General features: G+C 64.8%; 35 protein-coding genes. 34 read left to right on the forward strand and 1 reads right to left on the reverse strand.

Annotated elements, in window-relative coordinates; translation table 11 throughout:
• Positions 1-181 precede the first annotated feature (181 nt).
• On the forward strand, positions 182-1,054 hold the full coding sequence (gene ypfJ, locus EP7_RS01270) for a KPN_02809 family neutral zinc metallopeptidase (RefSeq protein ID WP_463525735.1): 873 nt from the start codon (positions 182-184) through the stop codon (positions 1,052-1,054).
• A 95-nt stretch (positions 1,055-1,149) separates the two neighbouring features.
• Complete coding sequence (locus EP7_RS01275) at positions 1,150-1,965, forward strand: methyltransferase domain-containing protein (protein WP_463525737.1); 816 nt, start codon at positions 1,150-1,152, stop codon at positions 1,963-1,965.
• Positions 1,966-1,982: 17 nt separating this feature from the next.
• Here the strand turns inward: EP7_RS01275 and EP7_RS01280 are convergent, their stop codons facing one another.
• Entirely contained in the window at positions 1,983-3,131 is a 1,149-nt protein-coding gene (locus tag EP7_RS01280) for a glycosyltransferase family 4 protein (protein WP_463525738.1), read from the reverse strand.
• 350 nt (positions 3,132-3,481) lie between these two features.
• Here EP7_RS01280 and rpsL point away from each other — a divergent pair, with 350 nt between their 5' ends.
• From rpsL to rplQ, 32 genes are all read left to right on the forward strand, one after another.
• Positions 3,482-3,883, forward strand: a complete 402-nt coding sequence (rpsL, locus tag EP7_RS01285; RefSeq protein ID WP_463525739.1) for a 30S ribosomal protein S12 — start codon at positions 3,482-3,484, stop codon at positions 3,881-3,883.
• Between the two features lie 100 nt (positions 3,884-3,983).
• A complete protein-coding gene (gene rpsG / locus EP7_RS01290) occupies positions 3,984-4,457 on the forward strand; it encodes a 30S ribosomal protein S7 (protein WP_463525740.1) in 474 nt (157 codons plus the stop codon).
• A gap of 157 nt (positions 4,458-4,614) precedes the next feature.
• Complete coding sequence (locus EP7_RS01295) at positions 4,615-5,202, forward strand: Uma2 family endonuclease (RefSeq protein ID WP_463525741.1); 588 nt, start codon at positions 4,615-4,617, stop codon at positions 5,200-5,202.
• A gap of 123 nt (positions 5,203-5,325) precedes the next feature.
• Positions 5,326-7,440 carry an elongation factor G gene (gene fusA, locus EP7_RS01300; RefSeq protein ID WP_463525742.1) on the forward strand — a complete coding sequence of 705 codons (2,115 nt, stop codon included), beginning with the start codon at positions 5,326-5,328 and terminating at the stop codon, positions 7,438-7,440.
• 182 nt (positions 7,441-7,622) lie between these two features.
• Positions 7,623-7,955 (forward strand): 30S ribosomal protein S10, encoded by a 333-nt coding sequence (gene rpsJ / locus EP7_RS01305; RefSeq protein ID WP_463525743.1) that lies wholly within the window; start codon positions 7,623-7,625, stop codon positions 7,953-7,955.
• A 152-nt stretch (positions 7,956-8,107) separates the two neighbouring features.
• Positions 8,108-8,743 carry a 50S ribosomal protein L3 gene (gene rplC / locus EP7_RS01310; RefSeq protein ID WP_463525744.1) on the forward strand — a complete coding sequence of 212 codons (636 nt, stop codon included), beginning with the start codon at positions 8,108-8,110 and terminating at the stop codon, positions 8,741-8,743.
• A 227-nt stretch (positions 8,744-8,970) separates the two neighbouring features.
• On the forward strand, positions 8,971-9,711 hold the full coding sequence (rplD, locus tag EP7_RS01315) for a 50S ribosomal protein L4 (protein WP_463525745.1): 741 nt from the start codon (positions 8,971-8,973) through the stop codon (positions 9,709-9,711).
• Positions 9,712-9,715: 4 nt separating this feature from the next.
• The gene (gene rplW, locus EP7_RS01320; protein ID WP_463525747.1) at positions 9,716-10,042 is read left to right on the forward strand and encodes a 50S ribosomal protein L23; all 327 of its coding nucleotides are present in this window, start codon (positions 9,716-9,718) and stop codon (positions 10,040-10,042) included.
• A 69-nt stretch (positions 10,043-10,111) separates the two neighbouring features.
• Complete coding sequence (gene rplB / locus EP7_RS01325) at positions 10,112-10,972, forward strand: 50S ribosomal protein L2 (protein WP_463525748.1); 861 nt, start codon at positions 10,112-10,114, stop codon at positions 10,970-10,972.
• A 190-nt stretch (positions 10,973-11,162) separates the two neighbouring features.
• Entirely contained in the window at positions 11,163-11,444 is a 282-nt protein-coding gene (gene rpsS / locus EP7_RS01330; protein WP_463525749.1) for a 30S ribosomal protein S19, read from the forward strand.
• 45 nt (positions 11,445-11,489) lie between these two features.
• Complete coding sequence (rplV, locus tag EP7_RS01335) at positions 11,490-11,840, forward strand: 50S ribosomal protein L22 (RefSeq protein ID WP_463525750.1); 351 nt, start codon at positions 11,490-11,492, stop codon at positions 11,838-11,840.
• Positions 11,841-11,977: 137 nt separating this feature from the next.
• Positions 11,978-12,682: a 30S ribosomal protein S3 gene (gene rpsC, locus EP7_RS01340; RefSeq protein ID WP_463525751.1), complete on the forward strand. Its 705-nt coding sequence runs from the start codon at positions 11,978-11,980 to the stop codon at positions 12,680-12,682.
• A complete protein-coding gene (gene rplP / locus EP7_RS01345; protein WP_463525752.1) occupies positions 12,621-13,040 on the forward strand; it encodes a 50S ribosomal protein L16 in 420 nt (139 codons plus the stop codon). The genes rpsC and rplP overlap by 62 nt, the downstream gene beginning before the upstream one ends.
• Positions 13,041-13,155: 115 nt before the next feature.
• Entirely contained in the window at positions 13,156-13,374 is a 219-nt protein-coding gene (gene rpmC, locus EP7_RS01350; RefSeq protein ID WP_463525753.1) for a 50S ribosomal protein L29, read from the forward strand.
• A 75-nt stretch (positions 13,375-13,449) separates the two neighbouring features.
• Positions 13,450-13,773 carry a 30S ribosomal protein S17 gene (rpsQ, locus tag EP7_RS01355; RefSeq protein WP_463525754.1) on the forward strand — a complete coding sequence of 108 codons (324 nt, stop codon included), beginning with the start codon at positions 13,450-13,452 and terminating at the stop codon, positions 13,771-13,773.
• Positions 13,774-13,922: 149 nt separating this feature from the next.
• Positions 13,923-14,303: a 50S ribosomal protein L14 gene (gene rplN / locus EP7_RS01360; protein WP_463525755.1), complete on the forward strand. Its 381-nt coding sequence runs from the start codon at positions 13,923-13,925 to the stop codon at positions 14,301-14,303.
• A gap of 52 nt (positions 14,304-14,355) precedes the next feature.
• Positions 14,356-14,736, forward strand: a complete 381-nt coding sequence (gene rplX, locus EP7_RS01365; protein WP_463525756.1) for a 50S ribosomal protein L24 — start codon at positions 14,356-14,358, stop codon at positions 14,734-14,736.
• A 3-nt stretch (positions 14,737-14,739) separates the two neighbouring features.
• Positions 14,740-15,321 (forward strand): 50S ribosomal protein L5, encoded by a 582-nt coding sequence (gene rplE, locus EP7_RS01370; RefSeq protein WP_463525757.1) that lies wholly within the window; start codon positions 14,740-14,742, stop codon positions 15,319-15,321.
• 67 nt (positions 15,322-15,388) lie between these two features.
• On the forward strand, positions 15,389-15,574 hold the full coding sequence (locus EP7_RS01375) for a type Z 30S ribosomal protein S14 (RefSeq protein WP_463525758.1): 186 nt from the start codon (positions 15,389-15,391) through the stop codon (positions 15,572-15,574).
• A 160-nt stretch (positions 15,575-15,734) separates the two neighbouring features.
• Positions 15,735-16,130, forward strand: a complete 396-nt coding sequence (gene rpsH / locus EP7_RS01380; RefSeq protein WP_463525759.1) for a 30S ribosomal protein S8 — start codon at positions 15,735-15,737, stop codon at positions 16,128-16,130.
• Between the two features lie 190 nt (positions 16,131-16,320).
• Positions 16,321-16,872 carry a 50S ribosomal protein L6 gene (gene rplF, locus EP7_RS01385; RefSeq protein WP_463525760.1) on the forward strand — a complete coding sequence of 184 codons (552 nt, stop codon included), beginning with the start codon at positions 16,321-16,323 and terminating at the stop codon, positions 16,870-16,872.
• 114 nt (positions 16,873-16,986) lie between these two features.
• Positions 16,987-17,361, forward strand: coding sequence for a 50S ribosomal protein L18 (gene rplR, locus EP7_RS01390; RefSeq protein ID WP_463525761.1), 375 nt, complete (start codon positions 16,987-16,989; stop codon positions 17,359-17,361).
• Positions 17,362-17,503: 142 nt separating this feature from the next.
• A complete protein-coding gene (gene rpsE / locus EP7_RS01395) occupies positions 17,504-18,004 on the forward strand; it encodes a 30S ribosomal protein S5 (protein WP_463525762.1) in 501 nt (166 codons plus the stop codon).
• Positions 18,004-18,453 (forward strand): 50S ribosomal protein L15, encoded by a 450-nt coding sequence (gene rplO, locus EP7_RS01400; protein ID WP_463525763.1) that lies wholly within the window; start codon positions 18,004-18,006, stop codon positions 18,451-18,453. Before rpsE ends, rplO begins: the two co-directional genes overlap by 1 nt.
• Before the next feature lie 158 nt (positions 18,454-18,611).
• Positions 18,612-19,985, forward strand: coding sequence for a preprotein translocase subunit SecY (gene secY, locus EP7_RS01405; protein ID WP_463525764.1), 1,374 nt, complete (start codon positions 18,612-18,614; stop codon positions 19,983-19,985).
• Positions 19,986-20,035: 50 nt separating this feature from the next.
• Complete coding sequence (gene map / locus EP7_RS01410) at positions 20,036-20,818, forward strand: type I methionyl aminopeptidase (protein WP_463525765.1); 783 nt, start codon at positions 20,036-20,038, stop codon at positions 20,816-20,818.
• 297 nt (positions 20,819-21,115) lie between these two features.
• Complete coding sequence (gene rpmJ / locus EP7_RS01415) at positions 21,116-21,229, forward strand: 50S ribosomal protein L36 (RefSeq protein ID WP_463525766.1); 114 nt, start codon at positions 21,116-21,118, stop codon at positions 21,227-21,229.
• 130 nt (positions 21,230-21,359) lie between these two features.
• Positions 21,360-21,743: a 30S ribosomal protein S13 gene (gene rpsM / locus EP7_RS01420; RefSeq protein WP_463525768.1), complete on the forward strand. Its 384-nt coding sequence runs from the start codon at positions 21,360-21,362 to the stop codon at positions 21,741-21,743.
• Positions 21,744-22,102: 359 nt separating this feature from the next.
• Entirely contained in the window at positions 22,103-22,483 is a 381-nt protein-coding gene (gene rpsK / locus EP7_RS01425; RefSeq protein WP_463525769.1) for a 30S ribosomal protein S11, read from the forward strand.
• Positions 22,484-22,618: 135 nt separating this feature from the next.
• On the forward strand, positions 22,619-23,248 hold the full coding sequence (gene rpsD / locus EP7_RS01430; RefSeq protein ID WP_463525770.1) for a 30S ribosomal protein S4: 630 nt from the start codon (positions 22,619-22,621) through the stop codon (positions 23,246-23,248).
• Between the two features lie 211 nt (positions 23,249-23,459).
• Positions 23,460-24,461, forward strand: coding sequence for a DNA-directed RNA polymerase subunit alpha (locus tag EP7_RS01435; protein WP_463525771.1), 1,002 nt, complete (start codon positions 23,460-23,462; stop codon positions 24,459-24,461).
• A gap of 108 nt (positions 24,462-24,569) precedes the next feature.
• Positions 24,570-24,980 carry a 50S ribosomal protein L17 gene (gene rplQ, locus EP7_RS01440; RefSeq protein WP_463525772.1) on the forward strand — a complete coding sequence of 137 codons (411 nt, stop codon included), beginning with the start codon at positions 24,570-24,572 and terminating at the stop codon, positions 24,978-24,980.
• Positions 24,981-24,994: the final 14 nt, after the last annotated feature.

Raw genomic sequence — 24,994 nt, forward strand, 5'->3', positions numbered from 1 at the left:
CAACCGGGGCCGGGCATTGAATATGCTGGGAACGGGTTCGGAGGATTCATCGGGGTCGCCCCCTTGAGTTCGAACCGACGATTCGCTGCAATCAACGGGCACCTATCGTTCCCCTCGAAATTCAACGTCTGCCCGGGCGGCCGCGATGCGCCGCCGATTCGAACACGGAGAGGACTGCCACATGCGACTCGACGGCCGAGAGGAGACCGAGAATGTCGAGGACCGACGCGGGGTGAAGGGGGCCGGCATGACCCTGGGCCTGGGTAGCCTGGTGATCATCCTGATCGGCCTGTTCCTCGGGGTCGACCCGCGTCAGCTCATGCAGTTCGTCGCCAAGGTCAACCCGCCCGCCGTTGGCCAGGCCCAGCCGGGAGCCCCCGCCGGCCCCGTCGACCCGGTCGAGGAGAAAGAGGCCCACTTCACCAAGGTCATCTTCCGCGACACCGAAGATGTCTGGAATGAACTCTTCTCCGAAGGAGGCCAGCAGTACGAGAAACCCGTGTTAGTACTCTACTCGGACCTGGTCGAGAGCGCCTGCGGCCAGGCGCAATCGGCCGTCGGGCCGTTCTATTGCCCAGGCGACGGCAAGGTCTACATCGATCTGAGTTTCTATCGCGACATGGAGACTCAGCTCAACGCTCCCGGAGACTTCGCCCAGGCTTACGTTGTGGCGCACGAGGTCGGCCACCACGTCCAGCGGCTGCTCGGCTACTCCAAACTCGTCGACCAAGCCAGGAAGCAGGGCGACGAGGTCGAGTCCAACAGGATGTCTGTGCGACTGGAGCTTCAGGCCGACTATCTCGCCGGTGTTTGGGCCAACCACGGCAATAAGAAGTTCAACTTCCTGGAAGAGGGAGACGTCGAGTCGGCCCTGAACGCGGCCAATCAGATCGGCGACGACCGGCTTCAGAAGAAGTCGCGAGGGTACGTCGTTCCCGACGGATTCACGCACGGCACTTCGAAACAACGCCAACGCTGGTTCAGCGAGGGCCTGCGCACCGGCGATGTCAACGGCGCCCAGCAACTCTTCAAGCTGCGATATGAGGACCTCTGAGGCGGAACGCCGCGTTGGCTTCGACCTCAGCGAGCCGCGGCCTCGACGGTTCTGACACGCCGTTCCTTCGCAGCCTATTCGAGACCGAGCCGAGCATGAAGCACCTCCTGAGACGGGGCATCGAACGGTTGCCCGCCCCCCTGCCCCTCGTGCTGCAGGACGCGTTCCGCTACGCGCGCTACCCGCAGGTCCGCCGTCGCCGCAAGGCCCATCGGCGGATCGTCGGACGGCTGGCGACCCCCGATCGCGTTGCCCAGGGGCCATTCCGCGGGATGCGGCCCATCGCCGCGGCCTATTGCAGCGAGTTCCTCCCCAAGCTCGTCGGCACTTATGAACGCGAGATCGCGCCCGCGATCGAGGCGATCTGCGCGGCCGGCTGCGATCGGATCGTCGACATCGGGGCGGCCGAAGGCTATTACGCCGTGGGGATGGCCATGCGGAACCCCGATGCGCTGGTCGTCGGCTTCGAGATGAACCCGTCCGCTCGCTACTATCTCCGCCAGCTGGCCGAGCGGAACGAGGTCTCCGCCCGGTTGCAAATCCGCGGCACCTGCGACCTGGATTCGCTGGCCGCCTCGCTGGAGGGGGCACGTCGCCCCGCCTTGATCTGCGACTGCGAGGGGGCCGAAGACCTGCTCCTCGATCCAGTGCGGGTCGAGCCCCTGCGCCGATCCTATGTCCTGGTTGAGACCCACGACGGCCTGGCCACCGACGCAGGCGTCCTGGAAGGGATCGGCCGCCGCCTCCATGAACGCTTCGGCGCGACCCACGCGATCGAGACGATCGATAGCCGTCCCCGCTCCGGGGACGATCTCCCCGCCGGCACGGAGCTCTCGCCTGAGGAGTCGGCCGAGGCAATGAACGAGGGGCGTCCCTGGGCCCAATGGCTCTTCATGACTCCGACTGCCTGAGCGCCGTTCCGTCCAGCTCAGCCGCCGCGTAGCGCCGCCACGAGCCGATCATTCGAGGCGTCCCAGCGGTACGTCCCCGCGATCGATCGGCCGAGATCGACCCGGCGGGCCCGCTCGTCGGTCTGCCGGAGCAGGTCCGCCAGCGTCCCGGTGATCGAGTCGTCCACCGCGGGGTCGAAATACCAGCCCGCCTCGCCGCCGATCTCGGGGAGGGCGGTCGAATTCGCCAGGGCGACCGGGCATCCCTGGGCCATAGCCTCGACGGCCGGGATGCCGAAGCTCTCGCAGATCGACGGGAAGACGAGCGCGGTGGCCTCGGCGTAGGCGGCCCTCAAGGCCTTCCCTTGGAGATAGCCGGGCGTCCGTACAAGAGCCTTGGGGCCCAACGCGGCAATGGCCTCGCGGATCGGGCCGAGCTCCTCGGCCGAGCCGTCGCCCACGAGGACCAGGGCCAGGTCGCCTGCGGCCACCTCGGGCAGTCGGCCTGCGACACTGATCAGTCGGGCCAGGTTCTTCCTGGGCTGGAAGTTGGCCACCGAGAGCAGATAGGGGACGCCGTCGGGCAGGCCCAGGTCGGTACGCACATGGGTTCGTTCCGCCGAACTGGCGGATTTGAAGAAGAGATCTTCGGCGGCGTTGGGAACATACCTGACCTTGGCCCGGCAGGCTGGGAATGATTCGACGAGCATCCTGGTGTTGAAGTCGGAGACGGACAGGATCAGTGTGGCCGACCCGAAGACCTGCCCCAGCATCGCCTTGCGCCGATCGTTACCGTAGGTCAGGTCCTGGAGCACGTCATGGCTGGTGACGGCCAGCTTATGACGGATGGTGGGGATCCAGTACTCGGCCGGGCAGTAGATCCATTCGGCCGTCCCCGCCCAGAAGTCGATCGGAGGGAACTGGGTCATCCGCCAGAGCCGGAGCATCGTGCGCATCGAGAGCGGCAGCTCACGGCGGGCGACGTCGTCCATGGTCTCCCAGAAGGCCAGGCCGTCCGGATGGCCGATTCGCCCCGAGATCAGGCGGAGGTCCACATCCGGGCGGCGACGGAGTCTGGCCGTCTGCGCCAGCGCATGGCGGGTCACGCCCGTGGGGTTGTAGCAGGCGTCCATATCATAGAGGAGAGCGACCCGCAGTGGCCCGCCCCGGAACTCTGGCGTCGTCAAAGGTCGCACACCAAGAAGGGCCAAAAATCAATGTCTTCTGCCCAACCATGGCGGGCGGCTGGAATGGTAGGCCGGGCTGGGCAAGGTTGTCAATCGCGGGCTGGTGTTGACAAGGCGGCGAGCGTAGGTATATTGCATGCTTCGGCTTTGCGGTCGGGCGGCGCAGCCTGCTCGTGCGCGTCGCCACGCGGCGGACTCGGGAAGCGACTCCCGGCCGTCAGCAGCTGTCGAACGGGGGACGCCCGGCGCGATGCCCCGCGATCGGCCCTATCGAGGATGAATGCCCGGCCCGCCCCAAAGGGGTCTCGCCCCGCGGTGAGATCGGCCGGGACGTACGGAACCATTGACTCATGCCCACGATCAACCAGCTCGTCCGCAAGCCGCGCCGGCCGGTCAAATACAAGACCAAGTCGCCGGTTCTCGAAGGTTGCCCGTTCAAGCGGGGCGTCTGCCTTCAGGTCAAGACGATGACCCCGAAGAAGCCGAACTCGGCGCTCCGCAAGGTGGCGCGCGTCCGGCTCTCGAACGGCAAGGAAGTCACCGCCTACATCGGCGGCGAAGGCCACAACCTCCAGGAGCACTCGATTGTCCTGGTGCGTGGCGGCCGCGTTCGCGACTTGCCGGGTGTTCGCTACCACATCGTCCGCGGTGTGCTCGACAGCCTCGGCGTCGCCGACCGCAAGCAGGCCCGCTCCAAGTACGGGGCCAAGGCCAAGGGCAACGCGCCGGTGAAGGGCGCCAAGAAGAAATGAGCCGGCGGGCCGGCCTAGCCGCCGGCCCGTCCGATCCCGTCGTCGATCGTCCGTCACCGAGACACGCCCACGGTCCCGTCTTGAACCAGGATATGAGCGCATGGCCCGCAAGTTCACGATGAGCAAGGAGCAGCTTCGCCCCGACCCCAGGTACGGCTCGAAGCTGGTCAGCAAGTTCATCAACTGCCTGATGCACGACGGCAAGAAGAGCGTGGCGCAGAAGGTCTTCTATGACGCCATGGACCTCATCGAGCGCCGCCTGCCCAACGAGAGCCCGCTCGACGTCTTCGTCCGTGCCCTCGAAAACGTCAAGCCCGTCATCGAGGTCCGGTCCAAGCGCGTCGGCGGTGCCACCTATCAGGTGCCGATGCAGGTCAACAAGGTCCGTCAGCAGACCCTCTCGGTCCGCTGGCTCCTGATGGCCGCCCGCGAGAAGAAGGGGCGCCCGATGGCCATCAAGCTGGCCGACGAGTTCCTGGCCGCCTACAATCGCGAAGGCGCCGCCGTCACCCGTCGCGAGAACGTCCACCGCATGGCCGACGCCAACAAGGCGTTCGCCCACTTCGCCTGGTGACCAAAGGCGGGGCGACCTCTCCCCCATCGACGGGCGAGCGACGTTCCACAACTCGAGTCAGCCGAGCCGAACCCTCGGGGCGGGCGCCTCTTTCCACAAAGTAGGCGTTTCCGCCCCGTCCCTGTTCCCGGACCAAGGGCCGTTGGAGTCACTCCCAATGTCCAACGCGACCGAGATCGTCAAGCCGCTGATGACCGTCGACGAGTTCCTCGACCTGCCCGACGACGGCGTGGACCGAGATCTGATCGATGGGGTACTTCACGAATGGCCGGGGACACCCGTGACGTACCGCAGCATTGCGCATAGCGTGGCCGAGGCCGACTTTGCGACCTCGCTCAATCTCTGGCTCAGGACCCAACACCGGCCGTGCGGGTTGATCGTCTCGGGCGAGGCGGGCTTCCGCCTGCGCCGTGACCCGGCCGTCGTCGTCGGGATCGACGTCGCCTACGTCGGGCCCGAGGTCGTCGAACGATCACAGGGGCAGCGGATCTTCGACGGGCCACCCATCCTGGCCGTCGAGATCCTCTCGCCGTCCGACACCTCCGAACGCGTTGCCAACAAGGTGACGCTTTGTCTCGAGGCGGGCGTCGCGCTCGTCTGGCTCGTCGACCCGAAGTTCCGCACGGTGACCGTTTATGGTCCCGAGATTCCGCCTCGTCTATTCAACATCCGAGATGAGTTGACCGCAGAGGCGCACCTGCCCGGCCTTCGCCTGGACGTCGTCGACCTGTTCCCTGACGCTTAATTCGGCGTGAGCGAACGGCCGACACGCGTTCAATCTCCCCGCCCTCGAAGAGATTCCTCAACGCACACCGTAGCCCGAACGGATGCCCGACGGGCGACTCCACGCACGACCGGACCGCCCGACATGGACAGCCCACCGCTCACGTCGATTCGTAACATCGGCATCATCGCCCACATCGATGCCGGCAAGACGACGACCACCGAACGCATCCTGTATTACACCGGCGCCATCCACCGGATGGGCGACGTCGACAAGGGCAACACCACCACCGACTACCTGGAGGAAGAGCGCGAACGCGGCATCACCATCGTCGCCGCCGCGATCACCTGCCAGTGGAAGGATGCCGCCGGCGAGCCCATCACGATCAACATCATCGACACCCCGGGGCACGTCGACTTCACCGCCGAAGTCGAGCGATCGCTCCGCGTCCTCGATGGCGCCATCGTCGTCTTCTCCGCCGTCGAGGGGGTCGAGGCGCAGAGCGAGACCGTCTGGCGCCAGGCCACCAAATACAGCGTCCCTCGCCTCTGCTTCATCAACAAGATGGACCGCATCGGCGCCGAGTTCGACCGCGTCTTCGGCGAGATCCAGGACCGACTCGACGGCCACCCGTTCGCCGTCCAGATCCCCATCGGCGCCGGCCCGGAAGGGACCATGGGCGAGTTCCAGGGCCTCATCGACCTGATCACGATGCGTGCCCTGTACTACAAGCCCGACGACCTCGGCTCCACCGTCACCGAGCAAGAGATCCCCGACGACCTCCGAGACGAGGCTGATCTCTGGCGCGGACGGATGTTCGACGCCCTCAGCGACCACGACGAACTCTTCGCCGAGCACTACCTGGCCCACCTCGAAGGCGAGCCACTGACCGAGGACGAACTCGTCGCCGCCATCCGCCGGGCCACCCTCACCGGCGAGGCCCAGCCGGTGCTCTGCGGCTCCAGCTTCAAGTACGTCGGCGTCCAGCGACTGCTCGACGCCGTCTCCGCCTACCTTCCCTGCCCCCTCGACAAGCCCCCGGTCGTCGGTCACCACCCCAAAAAGGGGACCGAAGTGGTCCGCAGGCCGGACCCCAAAGAACCATTCTGCGGCCTCGTCTTCAAGATCACGAACGACGCCCACGGAGACCTCTCCTTCGTCCGGATCTACTCCGGTGTCCTCGAGTCCGGCACCCGCGTCTATAACCCGGGCAAGGACAAGAAGGAGATCTGTTCACGCCTCTACCACATCGCCGCGGACGAGCGCATCAAGGTCGATCAGGCCTCCGCCGGTGACATCGTCGGCGTCGTGGGGCTCAAGGAGTCGGTGACCGGGGATACCCTCTGCGAAGCCAACCATCCGATCCTCCTGGAGCGGATCGAATTCCCCGAGACTGTCATCAGCATGTCGATCGAGCCCGTCAGCTCGGCCGACAAAGGCCGGCTCGCCGACACCCTGGGGGCCCTCGCACGCGAAGACCCGACGTTCCTCTACAAGGTGAACGAGGAGACCGGCCAGACCCTCATCTCAGGAATGGGCGAACTACACCTGGAGATCCTCAAGAATCGGATGATCCGGGACTTCAAACTCAAGGTCCACGTCGGCCGCCCCCGGGTCAGCTATCGAGAGACCATCCGGACGAACGTTAAGCGGGTCCAGGGGAGCTGCATTCGCCAGACCGGGACCACCGGGCTATACGCCAAGGTGACCATCGACCTGGAACACGTCGTCCTCCCCAAGGGCGGACCCACGATGATGATCGTCAACAAACTGAAGCAAGGCGTCATCCCCGCCGAGTTCCTCGCCTCCGTCGAGGCCGGCCTCCGCGAGGAAGCGAAATCGGGGGGACGGACCGGGTTCCCCATGGTTGACCTCAAGGTGACTCTCGTCGACGGCGACAGCCACGAGACCGAGTCCAACGAGATCGCCTTCCGGTTCGCCGCCTCCGACGCCCTGCGTAAGGCCGTGCAGGAGGCCGGCTCCACCCTCCTGGAGCCGATCATGAAGCTGGAGGTCGTCACCCCCGAGGATTACCTCGGAGACGTCATGGCCGACCTCATGTCTCGCCGGACCCAGATCGAGAAGATGTCCGACCGAGGCAAACTCAAGGTCGTCGACGCCCGGGCTCCGCTGGAGAAGATGTTCGGCTACTCCACGGCCGTCAGGAGCCTCAGCCAGGGCCGGGCCAGCTACTCGATGGAACCCCTCGAATACGCCGCGGCGCCTGATAGCATGCTCGAAAGTCTCGCGGGCGGATGAGGTTGACCCACCCGCAAGTCGGGCTTTGCCGGTCGAATGAGTGGAATCGGGGAAAAGGGGGCGTCGTTTGCTTGACATCGACGGGGTACCTCATTAGATTCTTACTTTCCCGCGTCGCCGCGGGATCGTTTGTGTTTCAAGATCACGAGTTCGGTTGATCGGTTGATCGAAGGGATCTACGCGTGGCGGGTATCAGCAACGAACGAATCCGCATCCGGATGGAGGCGTACGACCATACGATCCTCGATCAATCGGCCAAGGATATCGTCGAAACGGCGAAGCGGACCGAAGCCATCGTGCACGGGCCCATCCCGTTGCCGACGCGGATCGAGCGATACACGGTTCTCCGCAGCCCTCACATCGACAAGAAGTCGCGTGAGCAGTTCGAGATCCGGACGCATAAGCGTCTGATCGACATCGTGCAGCCGACGAATAAGACGATCGATGCGCTGAACAAGCTGAGCTTGCCGGCGGGCGTGGATATCAAGATCAAGGCTGGGCCGACCGGGGCTTAATGCCTCCGGATTCGGCGACCGATCCGCCCCGAATGACGGGGCGGCCCATCTCGGTCGAGGGTCGCTGGGGCCATTGCCCCCGCGTCGGCCGCGGCGTCTAAACGACGCGGCACACCTATCGGCGGTGCGGAACGAGAGACGGAGTGTTTCTGATGCGCGTCGGACTGCTCGGCCGCAAAGTCGGCATGACACAGATTTATCAAGAAGACGGGGTCGCCGTCCCCGTGACCGTCGTCGAGTGCGGCCCCTGCACCGTCCTTCAAATCCGGACCGAGGAGCGCGACGGCTACCATGCCGTACAGCTCGGGTTCGCCGACAAGAAGCGGAAGAGTGCCACTCAGGCCGAACGCGGCCACGCCAAGAAGGCCGACTCCGAGCCCAAGCGGTACGTCCGCGAGATCAGGCAGGACGGCCCGGCGGATGGCATCGATGCGGGGCAGACGCTGACCGTCGAAGTCTTCAGCGAGATCACACGGGTTGATATCAGCGGGACCAGCAAGGGCCGCGGATTCTCCGGCGTCATCAAGCGTCACGGCTTCAAGGGCCTCCGGGCCACCCACGGCGTGAAGCGGATGCATCGCCACCCCGGATCGAGCGGCCCCAGCGCCGACCCGGCCCACACCCGCAAGGGGATCCGCAAGCCGGGCCAGTATGGCAACGCTCGGATCACCGTGCGGAACCTCAAGGTGGTCCGCGTCGATCCGACGAACAACTTGCTGCTCGTCCGTGGGGCGATCCCCGGCCCCAACGGCGGCTACGTCACGATCCACCAGACCAACAAGGTCTGATCCGAATATTGCAGGACGACCCGACGCGTGGTGTGTCGGGAGCGGGGCCGATCTACGATCGGTCAAGCCGGAGCGGCCGCGAGGCCGTCCCGACGGAACGAACCCAACGACCCTTTCGACCACAACCCGCGCGAGGCGATGCCCGCCTCGGACCGGCCGCCCTTCGTGGCGGTGGCCACCGATGGGTGCCCTCGCGTGGTGGCGCGTCTCGACCTGGATGACCCGACATGCTGACCGTCCCTGTCTATAACCCGACCGGCGAGAAGGTGGGCGAGGAGTCGATCGACCCGGCCGACTTCGGTGGCGTGGTCAATAAGCAGCTCCTCCACGAAGTCGTCCTGATGCACGAGGCCGCCCGCCGCGTCGGCACGGTGAATACCCGTGGCCGTGCGGACGTCGCCGGCTCGGGTAAGAAGATCTTCCGTCAGAAGGGGACCGGCAACGCTCGCGCCGGTGCCAAGCGGACCAACAAGCGGAAGGGCGGCGGTGTCGCCTTCGCCCGTCGTAACCGCGACTATCGGTACTCGCTGCCTAAGAGGTCCGTGCGGGCCGCCATCCGGATGGCCGTGCTGTCCAAGTTCCAGGACCAGCAGGTCATCATCATCGACGGGTTGGCGCCCACCGCCCCGAAGACCAAAGACGTGGTCAACGTGCTGCGGGCCATCCGCCGTCCCGACCTGGCCGAGTCGGCCACCGCGGTCGCCGGCGAGACCAAGGCCCAGGCCCTGGATCGGACCCTCGACAGCCGCTCGATCCTGCTGGGACTGCCCACCAGCGACCAGAACCTCTACCTGAGCGCCCGGAACATCGATGGCATGCTCATCGCCCCGGTCGCAGAGTTCAATACCTACGACGTCCTGAAGCAGCGCTATCTCCTGCTGACCCGCGAGGCCCTCGCGGTGCTGAAGGAACGCGTCAAAGAAAAGCCGGCCCGCCGCCCCGCCCTGGCCGCCTCGGAGGCCCTCTGATCCAATGGTCACGCTCTATCGCGCCCCGACATACAAGCGAAGCGGGCCGGTCCTCGAGCCCTATCAGGTGCTGCTCAGGCCGCTGATCACCGAGAAGGCGACCCACCTCTCGGAACGGCACAACGCCTACACCTTCGAGGTCAACCCGCTGGCCACGAAGACCGAGATCAAAGAGGCCGTCGAGGCCCTCTTCAATGTCAAGGTCGCCGACGTTCGCACCCAGAATCGCCTCGGCAAGAAGCGCCGCTACAAGCTCAAGGCGGGCCGGATGCGAAACTGGAAGAAGGCGATCGTGGCCTTGAAAGACGACTACCGCATCGACTTTTATTGAGAATTGAATCCGCGACGGGGCGTCCTCCTCTAGGGCGCAAACCGGCGGCGAGCGAAGGACGCGACCGCGATGGGCATCCGATATTACAAGCCGACGAGCCCCGGGCGCAGAAACGCCACGGTCAGCGACTTCAGCGAGCTGACCGACAAGAACAAGAAGCCCGAGAAGAGCCTGACCGAACCCCTTCAGAAGAAGTCCGGGCGTAACAACCAGGGCTTCATCACGGCCCGTCATCGGGGCGGTGGGCACAAGCGGATGTACCGCATCATCGACTTCAAGCGGCTCGATAAGGACGGCGTGGCGGCGGCGGTCACTCACATCGAGTATGATCCGAACCGTTCGGCACGCATTGCCCTCATCGTCTTCCCCGACGGAGTCAAGCGGTACATCATCGCGCCGGAAGGCCTCAAGGCGGGCATGTCCGTCATGAGCGGGCCGACCGCCGAGCCCAAGGTTGGTAATTGCCTCCCGTTGGGCAAGATCCCCACCGGGATGTCGATCCACAACCTCGAGATGCAGCCTGGTGGCGGTGCCAAGCTCTGCCGCTCCGCGGGTGTTAGCGCCACGCTGACCGCTCGCGAGGGGACCTGGGCCCAGATCACTCTCCCGTCTGGCGAAGTTCGCCGTATTCCGGCCGCCTGCCGAGCGACGATCGGCGTTGTCGGAAATTCGGACCACTCCAGCATCAAGCTCGGCAAAGCGGGCCGAAGCCGTTGGCTGGGTCGTCGTCCGCATGTCCGCGGCGTCGCCATGAATCCCAACAAACACCCGATGGGTGGTGGCGAAGGACGTACGTCCGGCGGCCGTCATCCTTGCTCGCCGACCGGCGTGCTGGCCAAGGGCGGCAAGACTCGCCGTCGTCGCAAGCCTTCGAGCTCGGCGATCATTCGCCGTCGCCGGAGCGTTCGCTACGGTCAGCTGAAACTCTGATTTAACGGATCTACGTCGAGGGCCCGAGACAGTCCCGACGCAGGCCCATCCCCGACACACTGACCTCACAGCCGGCCGTCGCATTTCCAAATGCGACGGCCAGCTTGACCGCCCTCGATCGACGAATTCAACGCCCCCGGCCCGCGGCCTAACCGCTCGGCCGGGCCGGCCTATGCGGGGATTGCACGCGATGGGACGCTCTCTGAAGAAAGGCCCGTACGTCGTCGAGCGTCTGCTCGAGAAGGTGTACAAGGTCGAGTCGACCGGCAACCGCGAGCCGATCCGCACCTGGGCTCGCGCCTGCACGATCGTGCCCGAGTTTATCGGCAAGAACTTCGCCATTCACAACGGCAAGCAGTTCATCAAGCTCTACGTCACTGAAGACATGGTCGGGCATAAGCTCGGCGAATTCTCCCCGACCCGGACGTTCCGCGGCCATGGCGGCAAGGCCGGCAAGGGCGGCCGTAAGTAAGTCATCCCGCGGGCCGTCTGCCCGTCGCGAAGGACCCGGCTTTTCATGAGTACGTACATCGCCAAACACCGCTTCGCTCGCATCTCGGTGCGCAAGCTGCTCCCGCTGCTCGACCTGATCCGCGGCAAGTATGTCGATGATGCAATCGACATCCTCAAGTACATGCCCCACCGCGGAGCACGGATGATCGAGCAGGCGTTGAAGAGCGCCATGGCCAATGCCGAGGACAAGGGCGTTCGCAACGTCGGCGACCTGGTCGTCAATGACGCCCGCGGCGACGGCGGCCCGATGTTCAAGCGGCTGATGCCTCGCGCTCGCGGTATGGCGTACATGATTCGTCGCCGCAGCGCCCATATCACAATCGGGCTGACCGACCTGGCCTCACTCGAGGTCTGATTCATCCCGCGATGTCAACCGTCGCGATGCCGGCCGCAGGGGCGGCCCTTGAAACCCGACCGGACCCCGTCCGGTCTACTCAACCGACCTCTGACCGCGTCGCTCTCGCCGACCCTTCCCGAACTGGATGCCGACCGATGGGCCAAAAAATTCGACCGACCGGCTTCCGGGTCGGGATCATGGAAGACTGGCGTAGCCGCTGGTACGCCTCCAAGCACGAGTTCAGCGACCTTCTGGTCGAGGACTTCAAGATCCGGAAGTTCGTCAAGGGGAAGTACAGCTATGCTGGAATCCCCAAGATTGAGATCGAGCGGACCCGAGATGCCGTCACCGTCTTCCTCTTCACCGCGCGTCCGGGCGTGATCATCGGCCGTAAGGGTGCCGAGGTCGACCGACTCAAGGAAGAGTTGCAGGACCTGACCGGCCGCCGGATCGAAGTCAAGATCGAAGAGGTCACCCGGCCCGAGATCGACGCTCAGCTGATCAGCGAGGACATCGCAGAGCAGCTCCAGAAGCGTTCGAGCTTCCGCCGGACGATGAAGCGGACGATCGAGCACACGATGGATGGCGGCGCACGCGGCGTCAAGATCCAACTCTCGGGTCGCCTCGGCGGTTCCGAGATGTCCCGAACCGAGAAGGCCAACGCCGGCTCGATTCCCCTTTCGACCCTGCGGGCCAAGATCGATTACGGCTTTTCCGAAGCCAAGACCGCCCAGGGCCACATCGGCATCAAGGTGTGGGTCAACCAAGGCGATTACCTGAAGATGGAGGGCACCACCGATGGCCTTGATGCCCAAGCGGGTCAAGTACCGAAAAAGCCAAAAAGGCCGCGTAAAAGGTAACGCCACCCGGGGCAATTTTGTTGCCTTCGGCGAATACGGCTTGCAGACCTTGGAACCTGGTCGCATCAGCGCCCAGACCATCGAAGCGGGCCGGATCGTGGCCAGCCAGTCGGTCAAAGGTGGCGGGAAGCTCTATATCCGAATCTTCCCGCAGAAGAGCATCACGTCAATCCCGGCCGAGACCCGGATGGGTAAGGGCAAGGGCGAAGTTGAATACTGGGCCGCGGTCGTCAAGCCGGGTACCGTCTTGTATGAACTGGCCGGCGTGAGCGAAGATGTGGCCCGGGCCACCCTTGCTCGCGTCTCTCATAAGCTCCCCGTGGCTTGCCGGTTCGTCACCCGTCGGCCGACGTTCTGAGCTTCCACCCGTCCCCCGGCCGATCCGGCCCCGTGGATGAGGACGACCCCGACCAGGCCGGGCGACGAGGCGCATGAGCCGCGTCGCCCGGCCCGATCGCAGAAAAGGTTTGACGATGAGCAAGGCCGCCCAACTCCGCGACCAGAACGACGAGCAGCTCGCCATCCTGCTGCACGAGACGCAAATCGGCCTCTTCCGCCTCCGTCTCCAGAGCGAGACCGAGCGGCTTGAAGCCCCCAGCGAGATCATCAAGGCCAAGCGCGAGATCGCCCGAATCAAGACGATCCTCCGCCTGCGCGAGATTGACCGCGAGAAGGCGGTCGTCGCCTCCTGACCGGAATGGACCCGTGGCCGTTAGTCGCCACGCCCGATGACCCGACGGACCCGCGGAACGAGACAGGTTTCACGAATGAGCCTACCGACGCCCGAAGCTGCCCCTCGCCTCCGCCGCAAGACGGAAATTGGCGTGGTCACTTCCGATAAGATGGATAAGACTCGCCGCGTCGAGGTGGAGCGGCTGGTGCCGCACACCAAGTACGGCAAGTTCCAGCGCAAGCGTACCGTCTGCCATGCCCACGATGAGGCCAACATCTCCCATGACGGCGACCTCGTCGAAATCATGGAGACCCGGCCCCTCTCGAAGCTGAAGCGATGGCGCATCGTCCGGATCGTCCGCCAGGGTGCCCAACAGGCGCTCGCCGGCGAAGGCGAAGCCGCGAAGACCACCGACTGAGCACGCGTCGGCCGACCGGTTCGGCCGAAATGCCCCGACGTGCGACACACCCAGACCCGACCGACTCACGACCCGGCCCCGTCCGACACGCCCCGCTCCGATCCCTCTGGCGACGGCGCGGCGGTGGCCCCGGCTCAGGTAGTTGACCAATGATCCAGATGCAGACTCGGCTCGACGTGGCCGACAATACCGGGGCCAAAGAAGTCATGTGCTTCAAGGTGCTCGGCGGTAGCGCCTCGCACTACAAGCGTCGGATCGCGGGCCTTGGTGATATCATCATCGCCAGCGTGAAGAAGGCCTCCCCCGGCGGCGACGTCAAGGCCGGCGACGTGGTCCGCTGTGTGGTCGTCCGCGTCCGCAGCCCAACCAGACGAACGGACGGCTCGTACGTCCGGTTCGACCGCAACGCCGTCGTCCTGATCGACAACGACAAGAATCCTCGCGGCACGCGCATCTTCGGGGCCATCGCTCGCGAGCTCCGCGAACGCCAGTTCATGAAGATCATCAGCCTGGCCGCCGAGGTGGTCTGACCCCAAGCCCCTCGGCCCCATCGCGACCTCGCCTCGAGCGGATGACCCGACCATGAACATTAAAAAAGACGACCAAGTCGAAGTGATCGCCGGCGACGACAAGGGGAGCCCCTCGGCTCGCCGAATCGCCAAGGTGCTGCGCGTCCTGCCCGAGAAGGGCAAGATCGTCGTCGAGGGCGTGAATCGCGTCTACAAGCACCTGAAGCCGAGTGCCAAGAACCAGCAAGGGGGCCGGCTCTCCAAGGAGATGCCGATCGACGCCTCTAACGTGATGCTCTTCTGCCCGACCTGCAACCGGGGCGTCCGTCTCGGCCGTCGGTTCACCGAGGCCGGCCAGAAGGAACGCTATTGCAAGGCTTGCTCGTCGGGCCTGGGCGTCATCGGGCCCGTCAAGCCGAATTACGCTCGGGCCGACGCCCCGAAAGGATCTTGATCGATGGCCCGCCTGCAAGATCAGTACGCTCAGACGATCGCCCCGGCCCTTGTCGCCAAGTTCGGCGTCGCCAATAAGATGGCGATTCCCAAGCTCGACAAGATCGTCATCAATATGGGTGTCGGCAAAGCCACCCAGGACAAAGCCCTCCTAGAGGCCGCCGTTGAGAGCCTCGCCCGTATCAGCGGCCAGAAGCCGTATGTCACCAAGGCGAAAGTCTCCGTCGCCAGCTTCCGCCTCCGCGAAGGCAACGACATCGGCTGCAAGGTCACGCTGCGTGGCAAGCGGATGTTCGAGTTCCTCGACCGTCTCGTTTCCATCGCCCTGCCTCGTATCCGTGACTTTCGCGGGGTCAATCCGAACAGCTTCGATGGGCACGGCAACTACACCCTCGGACTGGCCGAGCAGGTTGTCTTCCCCGAAATCGATGCCGATAAGCTGCATCACACGCAGGGCATGGACATCACGTTCGTGACCTCGACAGCCAAAGACGACCAGGCCCGTGAGCTTCTCCGCGCCTTCGGCATGCCCTTCCGCCAGCCGAATGCCGCGAAGGGTGCCCCTGCCAAGCCCCCGACTGCCTGATAAGACGCGGGCCGGACTTCCGGCCTCGCTGTTCCCAACGTCCCTCATCTCGGGGAATTGCTGAGCGATGTCGACCAAGGCCCAGATGATCAAGTCGCAGTCGGTGCCCAAGTTTGCGGTGCGTCATCGCAATCGCTGCAAACTCTGCGGTCGCCCTCGCGCCGTTTATCGCAAGTTCGGCATCTGCCGCATCTGCTTCCGAAATCTTGCCAGCCGTGGCCTGATTCCCGGCGTCAAGAAGGCGAGCTGGTAAGGGCTCTCACCTCGTCCAGACGAGGTAAACCCACCACCTCCTCCTTCCGGCCTCCTGCGAGCCTTTTCTCACACCCGATGCGCCGACGCTGGCTCTGCCCGCCGAATGTTTCGGGGGCCAAGGGCGCGTTACCCGCAACGGCGATGGACTTCCTCCTGCGATGATGACCGACCCGATTGCCGACATGCTCACCCGGATCCGCAACGGCGTCCGGATTGAGCGTACGCTCATCGAGATGCCCGCCTCGAAAATCCGCAAGGGGATCGCCCAGGTTCTCAAGGATGAGGGCTATATCTGGGACTTCGAAGAGCTCGAGACCGTCCCGTCCAGGACTCTCCGACTCCAGATGAAGTACGGCCCCAATGGCGAGCGGCTTATCACCCAGATCAAACGGGTAAGCAAGCCTGGCCGGCGATTTTACGCGGGCTACAAGACACTCAAGCCGGTGCTCAACGGGATGGGGATCCAGATCCTCAGCACGCCTCGGGGCATCCTCAGCGACCGTCGCGCTCGCACCGAGAAGGTCGGCGGCGAAGTCCTCGCCCTGGTCAGCTAATCGCAGCTCGACTCTCGCCCTCATGCCTTCCACGCGATCCGGCCGGTCGAGATCTCTCCCGGCTGTCTGATTGCGGGCCACGATCGACGCTCACTCATGTGGGTCGATTGCGGCGGATTGGTGGTCAGGGCGAGCCTGCGGGGACTTTTACCCAGACACGATCCAACGCTCGCGAGAGGAAGACGGTCTCATGTCTCGTATCGGTCGCAAGCCGGTCGCAGTGCCGGCCAACGTCAAGGTCTCCGTCGCCGACTCGACGGTCAATGTCGAGGGGCCGAAGGGCAAGCTGTCCTTCACTTACAAGCCGGGCATCACGGTTCGCTACGATGAGGCCGATAAGCAGGTCGTCGTCGAGCGTGCCAATGACGAACGCCAGAATCGGGCCCTCCACGGCCTGACCCGCAGCCTCGTCTTCAATATGATCGAGGGCGTGGTCGCCGGCTACACGAAGCGGCTCGAGATTCAGGGCGTCGGCTACCAGGCCCAGCTTAAGAAGGCCAACACCGTGGCCCTTCAGGTCGGCTTCGCCAACCAGATTGTGCTGGAAGCCCCTCCTGGGGTCACGGTCACGGTGCCCGATGCGACGCACGTCGTGGTCTCCGGCCCGGACAAGCAGGCGGTCGGCCAGTTCGCCGCCGTCGTCCGCAAGGTCCGTCCACCCGAGCCCTATAAGGGCAAGGGAATTCGCTACGAGGGCGAGGTCGTCCGTCGCAAGGCTGGCAAGGCATTCGGCTCGAAGTAATTGCCGAGCCTCAGGCCGCGTCGGCCTGCCAGGGCGGAGCGTACCCATCCACGCAACGGGGCTGGGCAACCGGCATCTCTCGGTCGCCCCGAAACCCCTCGAAGGAACGTCCCGGTGAACCAGCGAGCTCAGGTCCAGGTCCGTCGCCTCAGGCGTCAACGTCGCGTCCGCAAGCCGCTCTTCGGCTCCGTGGAGCGGCCCCGGCTGGCCGTCTTCCGCAGCTCGAAGCACATCTATGCCCAGGTGATCGACGATGTCGCGGGCAAGACGCTCGCCTCGGCGAGCACCCTCGACTCCGACTTCCGCGAGCAGGCCTCCGCCCCATACGGCGGAAACAAAATTGCGGCGTCGGTCGTCGGTCGTCTCGTCGCCGAACGCGCCAAGAAGGCGGGCATTGACAAGGTCTGCTTCGACCGCCGAAGCTATAAGTATCACGGCCGGGTTCAGGCCCTGGCCGACGCCGCCCGCGAGGCCGGCCTCCAGTTCTAATTCTCCGGCCGATGTCCCGCCCAGGGCGGGCTCGGCATTGATTCGATTTGATTCAACACCGACTTGAGGCGCCTCGCCCCGGAATGGGGTTGCGGCACTCCGCCGCGGGTCGGACCGATCAACGACGAGAAGGGATCAGTCTGTGTCCAGCGATAACAGAGATCGTGATCGGAGCGACCGAGGCGACTGGACGGAGAGCGTCGTCGCTATTCGCCGTTGCGCCGCGGTGGTCAAGGGTGGCCGTCGTTTCAGCTTCAATGCGCTCGTGGTCGTGGGCAACGGCCGCGGCCAGGTCGCCTGGGGCTACGGCAAGGCCAACGAAGTCCCGCCGTCGGTCGAGAAGGGTGTCAAGGACGCCCACAAGCAGATGAATCGGGTGAACCTGAAGGGCGGAACCATCCCCCATCAGGTCATCGGCCGCTACGGCGCCGCCCGTGTCATCATGCTCCCGGCCAGCCCGGGCACCGGCGTCATCGCCGGCGGAGCCGTCCGCGCGGTGGTCCAGGCCGCCGGTATTACAGATATTCTGAGCAAGAGCTACGGTTCGACCAACAAGCTGAACATCGTCAAGGCGGCCATCAACGCCCTGACCCAGCTCCGGACCAAGGACGACGTGGCCCGGCTCCGTGGGGTGACACTCTAATGCAACTGCATGACGTCCACGTCGGCATCCATAAGTACAAGAAGCGTAAGCGCGTCGGCCGTGGTACCGGTTCTGGTCACGGCAAGACGGCTTCGAAGGGGCATAAGGGACACTCCTCTCGCCAAGGGTTCAAGCAGAACCCGATCAGCGAAGGTGGGCAGATGCCCTTGTCCCGTCGCGTTCCCAAGCGTGGGTTCGTCAACGGTGCCTTCAAGAAGAACTTCGCCATCGTGAACATCTCGGCTCTCGAAGCTTGCTTCGAGTCGGGCACGGTGATTGACGAAGCCAAACTCCGCGCCCGTGGCCTGGTCAAGGGGCGGCACGACGACGGGGTCAAGATCCTCGGCGAAGGTGCCCTCACCAAGACGTTCACGGTTCACGCGGAAAAGTTCAGCGGCTCCGCGGCCGCCAAGATTGTTGAAGCTGGCGGTCAGGCACTCGTCGCCTGATCCGCAATCCGGGAGGTGGTCGGTCGCCGGTCGCCCGCATCATGCGGGCGACCCGGTCGACCGAGATCCGTGCCGGTTGACGTCCATTGGTCCGAGAGTTCGTCGCGTCCCGGCCGGGCCGTTCGCCAGCCGCCGCCCGACTTCCCAGGAGTTGCGCCGTGGGCAAGCTGTACACGATCCTGTTCAAAGTCCCTGAGCTTCAGCGCAAAATCCTGATCACGGCCATGTTCCTGGCCATCTATCGGATCGGGTTCTATATCCCGCTCCCGGTGGTGGACCAGTCGAGACTGGCACGCTGGCAGGAGAGCTTGAGCTCGACCGCCGCCGGCCGTGTGTTCGGCACCGTGGCCATGTTCGGGGGCACGCAGATCGGCATGAGCACGATCTTCGGCCTGGGGATCATGCCCTACATCTCCGCGTCCATCATCTTCCAGCTCCTCGGCTCGGTCGTACCCAGCCTCGAGGCGATGATGAAGGAAGGGGAGAGCGGCCGTAAGAAGATCAACGAATACACGCGGTATGCCACAGTCCTGCTCTGTTTGATTCAGAGCGGGTTCTGGGTGCAATATATGTTCTCGACGATGGACGTCGTTCCACCTGGGTATCGAACGCTCTGGTATGGAACCGTCTGCGTCCTGACCATGACAGCGGGAACGATCTTCCTGATGTGGGTCGGTGAGCAGATCGACGAGTACGGCATCGGCAACGGCATCAGCTTGCTGATCATGGCCGGGATCCTCGCCCGGATGCCCGACGCCCTTTACAAGCTGCTGTCCAACTCCAGCCCCGAGCTGAACCCGGGCGGTAATAAGTACGGGTTCATCACGCTGGCGATCCTCGCCATCTTATTTGTGGCGGTCGTCGTAGGCGTCATCGCGATCACCGAGAGTCAACGGCGGATCCCGACCCAGTCGGCGAAGCATGTCCGCGGACGCCGAGTCTTCGGCGGCACGAAGCAGTACCTCCCGCTGAAGGTGAATCAGGCCGGCGTCATGCCGATCATCTTCGCGTCGAGCCTGCTCATGTTCCCCTACTTCATCCTCAATAGCCTTGCCAACGCCACGGCAGGCCTTCGGTCCGAGGCCTGGACGTTCGGCTCGACGATGGCCTCGTTCTTCGACGAAGCGGCCAACGCATTCCGCAACCACGGATATGTTTACACCGTCTTCTACGTGGTCCTGATCTACTTCTTCTGCTACTTCTGGACGGCCATCACCTTCAACCCGAAGGACATGGCCGAGAACCTGAAGGACCTGGGGAGCTTCATCCCGGGTTATCGCCCCGGTCGTCGGACCGCCGACTACCTGGAGAAGGTGATGCTGCGGATCACGTATGTTGGAGCCGCCTTCCTCAGCCTGGTCGCGGTGATCCCGTCGATCGTCTCGGGGGCGTTGAGCGTGGACTTCACGATCGCGTCATTCCTGGGCGGTACCGGGCTCTTGATCGTGATCAGCGTCTGCCTTGACCTCGTCCAGAAGATCGATAGCCACCTCATCATGCGGAATTACAGCGGGCTAGTGAGCAAGAAGTGAGCAATCCACGACCGAGCCCGGCTGCGGCTCGAGTCCGCGAGGCGTCGGGCATGATCAAACTGAAGAGTCCTCGCGAGATCGGCCTGATGCGTGAGGCCGGGCGTCTCGTCGCCCGGGCCCTGGGTGAGGTGCGTAAGATCGCCGCGCCCGGCGTCTCGACGGCCGAACTCGACGAGGTCGTGGCCGCCATCTTCAAAGAGGCGGATGCGACCCCGCTGTTCCTCGGCTACCCCAGCTCGATCCGCGGCAAGGCGCCATTCCCGGCTGTGATCTGCTCCAGCGTCAACGAGGTTGTCGTCCACGGGATCCCCGATCGTCGTCCCTTGCGGGATGGGGATATCGTCTCGATCGATACAGGCTGCCGGCTCAACGGCTGGTGTGGCGACTCGGCGATCACTCTGGCTATCGGTCAGGTCGCGCCCGAGACGATCAAGCTGCTCGACGTGACGCAGGAGACGCTGGCCCTGGCCATCCGCGCCATGGGGCGATGTCGGACCTGGTCCGAGGTCGCCTCGCTGATGGAGCAATACGTCAAGAGCCAGGGGATGCACGTCGTCGAGAAATTCGTCGGCCACGGGATCGGCCAGGAGATGCACGAGGAGCCCCAGGTCCCCAACTTCGTCAGCAAGGCTCTTCGGAAGCATGATATCCGGCTCGAGCCGGGCGTCGTCCTTGCGATCGAGCCGATGGTGTCGATGGGGACCAAGGACGTCCGGACTCTGGATGATGGCTGGACGATCGAAACCAAGGATCGTCGCCCCAGCGCCCACTTCGAGCATACCGTGGCGATGACGTTGGACGGCCCTCGTGTGCTGACATCGCCGGATGACTGAACTCCAACCAAAACACACCATCCTTGACCTCGGATCGGTCGATGGAGAATTTTCTCCGCCCGATTCGTGCGTGAGGGATGAAACGATCTTGCGTACGGGTTGCCTTTTGCGGTAGTTTGGCCCAATTCGTCCCGGTGGGTATCTCCCGCCAATGATCGAGCGGATTGACCGACGCCCGTGCGAGTACTCCCCGCGACGCGAGTTGGCCCGCCCGATCTCAACCGGGCCCGGCCCACCACCCGGTCGACGCGACTTTGACCGGTGCGAGTTGATCAGGGAAAGCGAGCGATTGGTCCGATGAAGATTCGATCGAGCGTCAAGCGGATTTGTGAGCACTGCAAGGTCGTGCGCCGCCGGGGCAAGGTGTACGTGATCTGCGAGAACCCCCGACACAAGCAGCGACAAGGCTGAGGCCGACCCGGTCCCCGCGATGCCCTCACGTTTCCGGGGGAGATGCCACGACAGTGGTACTTCTCCGGGACCGTTCCAAGTCGCGATGGTCCGGGAGCCCGGCGGCCTTAGCCCCACGGAGATTCGACGGATGCCTCGTATCCTCGGTGTCGACATCCCGAACGACAAGCGCGCGGTGATCTCACTGCGCTACATCTACGGGATCGGCCCGTTCTTGGCCGAACAGCTGTGCGAACGGACCGGGATTAGCCCGGACATCCGCGCACGTGACCTGACCGAAGACGACCTGGCCAAGCTCGCCGCCTTGCTCGACAACGAATACGTCGTCGAAGGTCAGCTCCGCCGCCAGGTCCAGCAGCACATCGCCCGACTGCGCGACATCGGCTGCTACCGCGGCCTGCGCCACCGCAAGGGCTTGCCCGTCCACGGCCAGCGCACCCGGACCAATGCCCGGACCCGGAAGGGCCCGCGTAAGACGGTTGCCGGCAAGAAGGGCGTCAAGGAAATGCGTTAACGGATTGTTCGGGATGCGGGGCGGTTCGCCCCGGATCGCCCCTCCCGCCCCGCGAGTCTGGCCCGCAAGCTGGACTCCTGCGGGTGGGCTGAGGGGCGTTGGCTGTCGAGCCGCTGTCTCGCGCTGAGGGCCTTGCGAGGTCGCCGTGCGACGACGGATGGTTTCTCCGACATGCCCGTCTGCTCCGTATCTCGAGCCGGCCCCGACGATGGGTCGACCGTTCAACGTCCTCCACGCCGACGCCCGACGATGGCCCGGCCGCCCCGACCGACCATCCTACGACACACGACGATCCGACCCATGGCCGCCCGGTGGCTTGCAACCCCCGGCCGGCCCTTCTGACGAGGAGCAACGGACCCGTGGCCAAGGCCAAGAAGCGTAAGACGCGACGCAACGTCAGCCGAGCGATCGTGCACATCAAAGCGACCTTCAATAACACGACGGTGACGATCACCGACCCCAACGGCGACGCGTTGTGCTGGGCCTCGTCCGGGACCGTCGGCTTCAAGGGGAGCCGCAAGAGCACCCCGTTCGCCGCGCAGCGTGCGGCCGAGACGGCTGCCGCGACGGCCACGAAGTTCGGCGTCAAAGAGGTCGAGGTGAAGGTGAAGGGCCCCGGCTCCGGCCGCGAGAGCGCCATCACCGCCTTGGTCGCCTCTGGGCTGTCGATCAAAGCCATCGAAGACGTGACTCCGCTGCCGCATAACGGCTGCCGCCCGCCCAAGAAGCGGCGGGTCTGACCGCACGGGCCGCACGTCAGTCGCACGCATTCCGGGGCTCGGCAGGGCCCCGCACCGGCTCGGCCTCGACGGCCCCAGACATTCGCCCGACTCGACTCAACGCCTATTCTTCGTGAGAGGATTGTCCATACGACCATGGGACGCCACATCGGACCCGTCTGCCGCCTTTGCCGCCGCGAAGGCCTGAAGCTCTTCCTCAAGGGGACGCGGTGCGACTCGCCCAAGTGCGCCGTCGATCGTCGCGAGGGCGTCCCCGGCATGCACCAGTTCCGCCGCGGGAAAGCGAGCGAGTATTCGATCCGTCTGCGTGAGAAGCAGAAGGTCAAGCGGTACTACGGCATCTTCGAGCGTCAGTTCCGCAAGTATTTCGAGCTGGCCGCCCGCCGGCCCGGTAATACCGGCGACGCCCTCATGGCGCTGCTCGAACGCCGCCTCGACAACGTGATCACCCGGCTGGGGTTCGCCCTGAGCCGTCCCCAGGCGCGGCAGATGGTCACGCACGGTCACGTGCTGGTCAACGGCAAGAAGCTGGACATCCCCAGCTACCTGGTCCGCCCTGGCGACCAGATCACCGTCAAGGATCGCGAACACTCCCGCAAGATGGCCGCGGGCGCCCTGGCCACCGAAGGCATGCCGCCGACTCCCGACTGGCTCGACCGCAGCAGCGTCGAGCCGCCCGAGGGTCGCGTTGCTCGCCTGCCCGGCAATCAGGACATCTCGCTGCCCGTCACGCCGCAGCTCATCGTCGAGCTGCTCAGCCGCTAAGACTCGACGACGCTGGGCGGACCCGTCCGCCCTCGGCGTCGCCCTCTGCCCCTCGATCTTCCTTGCGAGTGAACCGTCGCCGGCGGTGTAGCAACGAGACGCGAGATGACTCGGCCGGGGCGTTCAAGCCGCCCCGGTCGGCCTCGTCTCCGCCCGGGCGGCAAACGCGGGCGAGTCGTCCGACCTATCCTAGATCATGGAGCCCCGCGCGATGCGCATCCGTTGGCGTGGCCTCGAACTCCCCAGCCGGGTGATCTGTGCCCGCGAGAAGCTGACCGACACCTATGGCGAGTTCTACGTCGAACCCTTCGAGCGTGGCTTCGGTCATACCGTCGGCAATAGCCTGCGCCGCATCCTCCTGTCCAGCCTGGAGGGGAGCGCGGTCACCAAGATTAAGATCCAGGGGGTCTTGCACGAGTTCTCGTCGATCCCGGGGATGGTTGAGGACATCACCGACCTGGTCCTGAACATCAAGGGCCTGGTCGTCAAGAATCACTCCGAGCAGAACCGGACGATCCGGATCGAGCGAGAACGCCGGGGCGTGGTCACCGCCGCCGACATCACGCACGACGAGACGATCGAGATCATCAACCCCGACCATATCCTCTGCACGCTCACCGACGACGTCCCGTTCGTCCTCGAGATGACCGTGGAGAATGGCCGTGGCTATCGGCCCGCCGCCGAGGGGCACACCGACGACCTCGAGGTCGGCGCCATCCCCATCGACGCCATCTACACGCCGGTCGATCGCGTCGAGTACAAGATCGAGAACACGCGAGTCGGCCAGCGCACCAACTACGACAAGCTCACGCTGCGGATCTGGACGAAGGGGACCCTCGGCCCCGAGATGGCCCTGGTCGAGGCCGCCAAGATCCTCCGCAAGCACCTCAATCCGTTCGTCCAGTACGACGAGCCGGGCCCGGGCCTTCCCTCCGACTCGTCGGGCCTGGACGGGTACCGCGACTCGCCGGTGGACGCCGAGCTTGATCGCAAGCTGGGGATGAGCCTGGCCGAGCTGGAACTCTCCGTCCGGGCGACCAATTGCCTGGAGAGTGAGGGGATCAACAGCGTGCGGGACCTCGTCTCCCGCAGCGAAGGCCAGCTGCTGACGGTCCGCAACTTCGGCGAGACCACCCTCAAAGAGGTCAAGGCCAAGCTCCTCGAGATCGGCCTCGACCTTGGCATGGACGTCCCCCAGCGTTCCGGGGTCTAGTCCGGCCTCGTCGCTTACGAGCCCGAGGCTTTCACCCCGCGACCCGAGTGGTCCCGGGTGGATTCCTCGGGGACCGCCCCACTCACCCCGAACCCATCAGATATCCCCATGCGTCACCGCAAAGCCGGCCGGAAATTCAAGAGGACGCCCGCGCATCGCCAGATGATGCTCCGCAACCTCGCCACGTCGCTCATCGAGCACGGTCAGATTGAGACTACCCTGGCCAAGGCCAAGGAACTCCAGCCGTTCGCCGAGAAGATCATCACCCTGGCCAAGGGTGGCTGGAATCTCGACAAGTTCCGCCGCGTCCTGGCCGTCCTCACCAGGAAGGACATCGCCTTCAAGCTCTTCAACGAGGTCGCTCCGGTCTACAAGGACCGCTCGGGCGGATACTCGCGCATCTACAAGCTGGCGAAGGTCCGCCAGGGTGATGCCGCGCCGATGGCCATCATCACGCTGCTGAAGGCCGACGAGCAGGCGAAGGTCCCGACCGCCCCGGCCGTCGTTGCCGCCACCTGAGCCCCGTCTCCGGA

Source organism: Isosphaeraceae bacterium EP7 (assembly GCA_038400315.1).
Lineage (GTDB): Bacteria > Planctomycetota > Planctomycetia > Isosphaerales > Isosphaeraceae > EP7.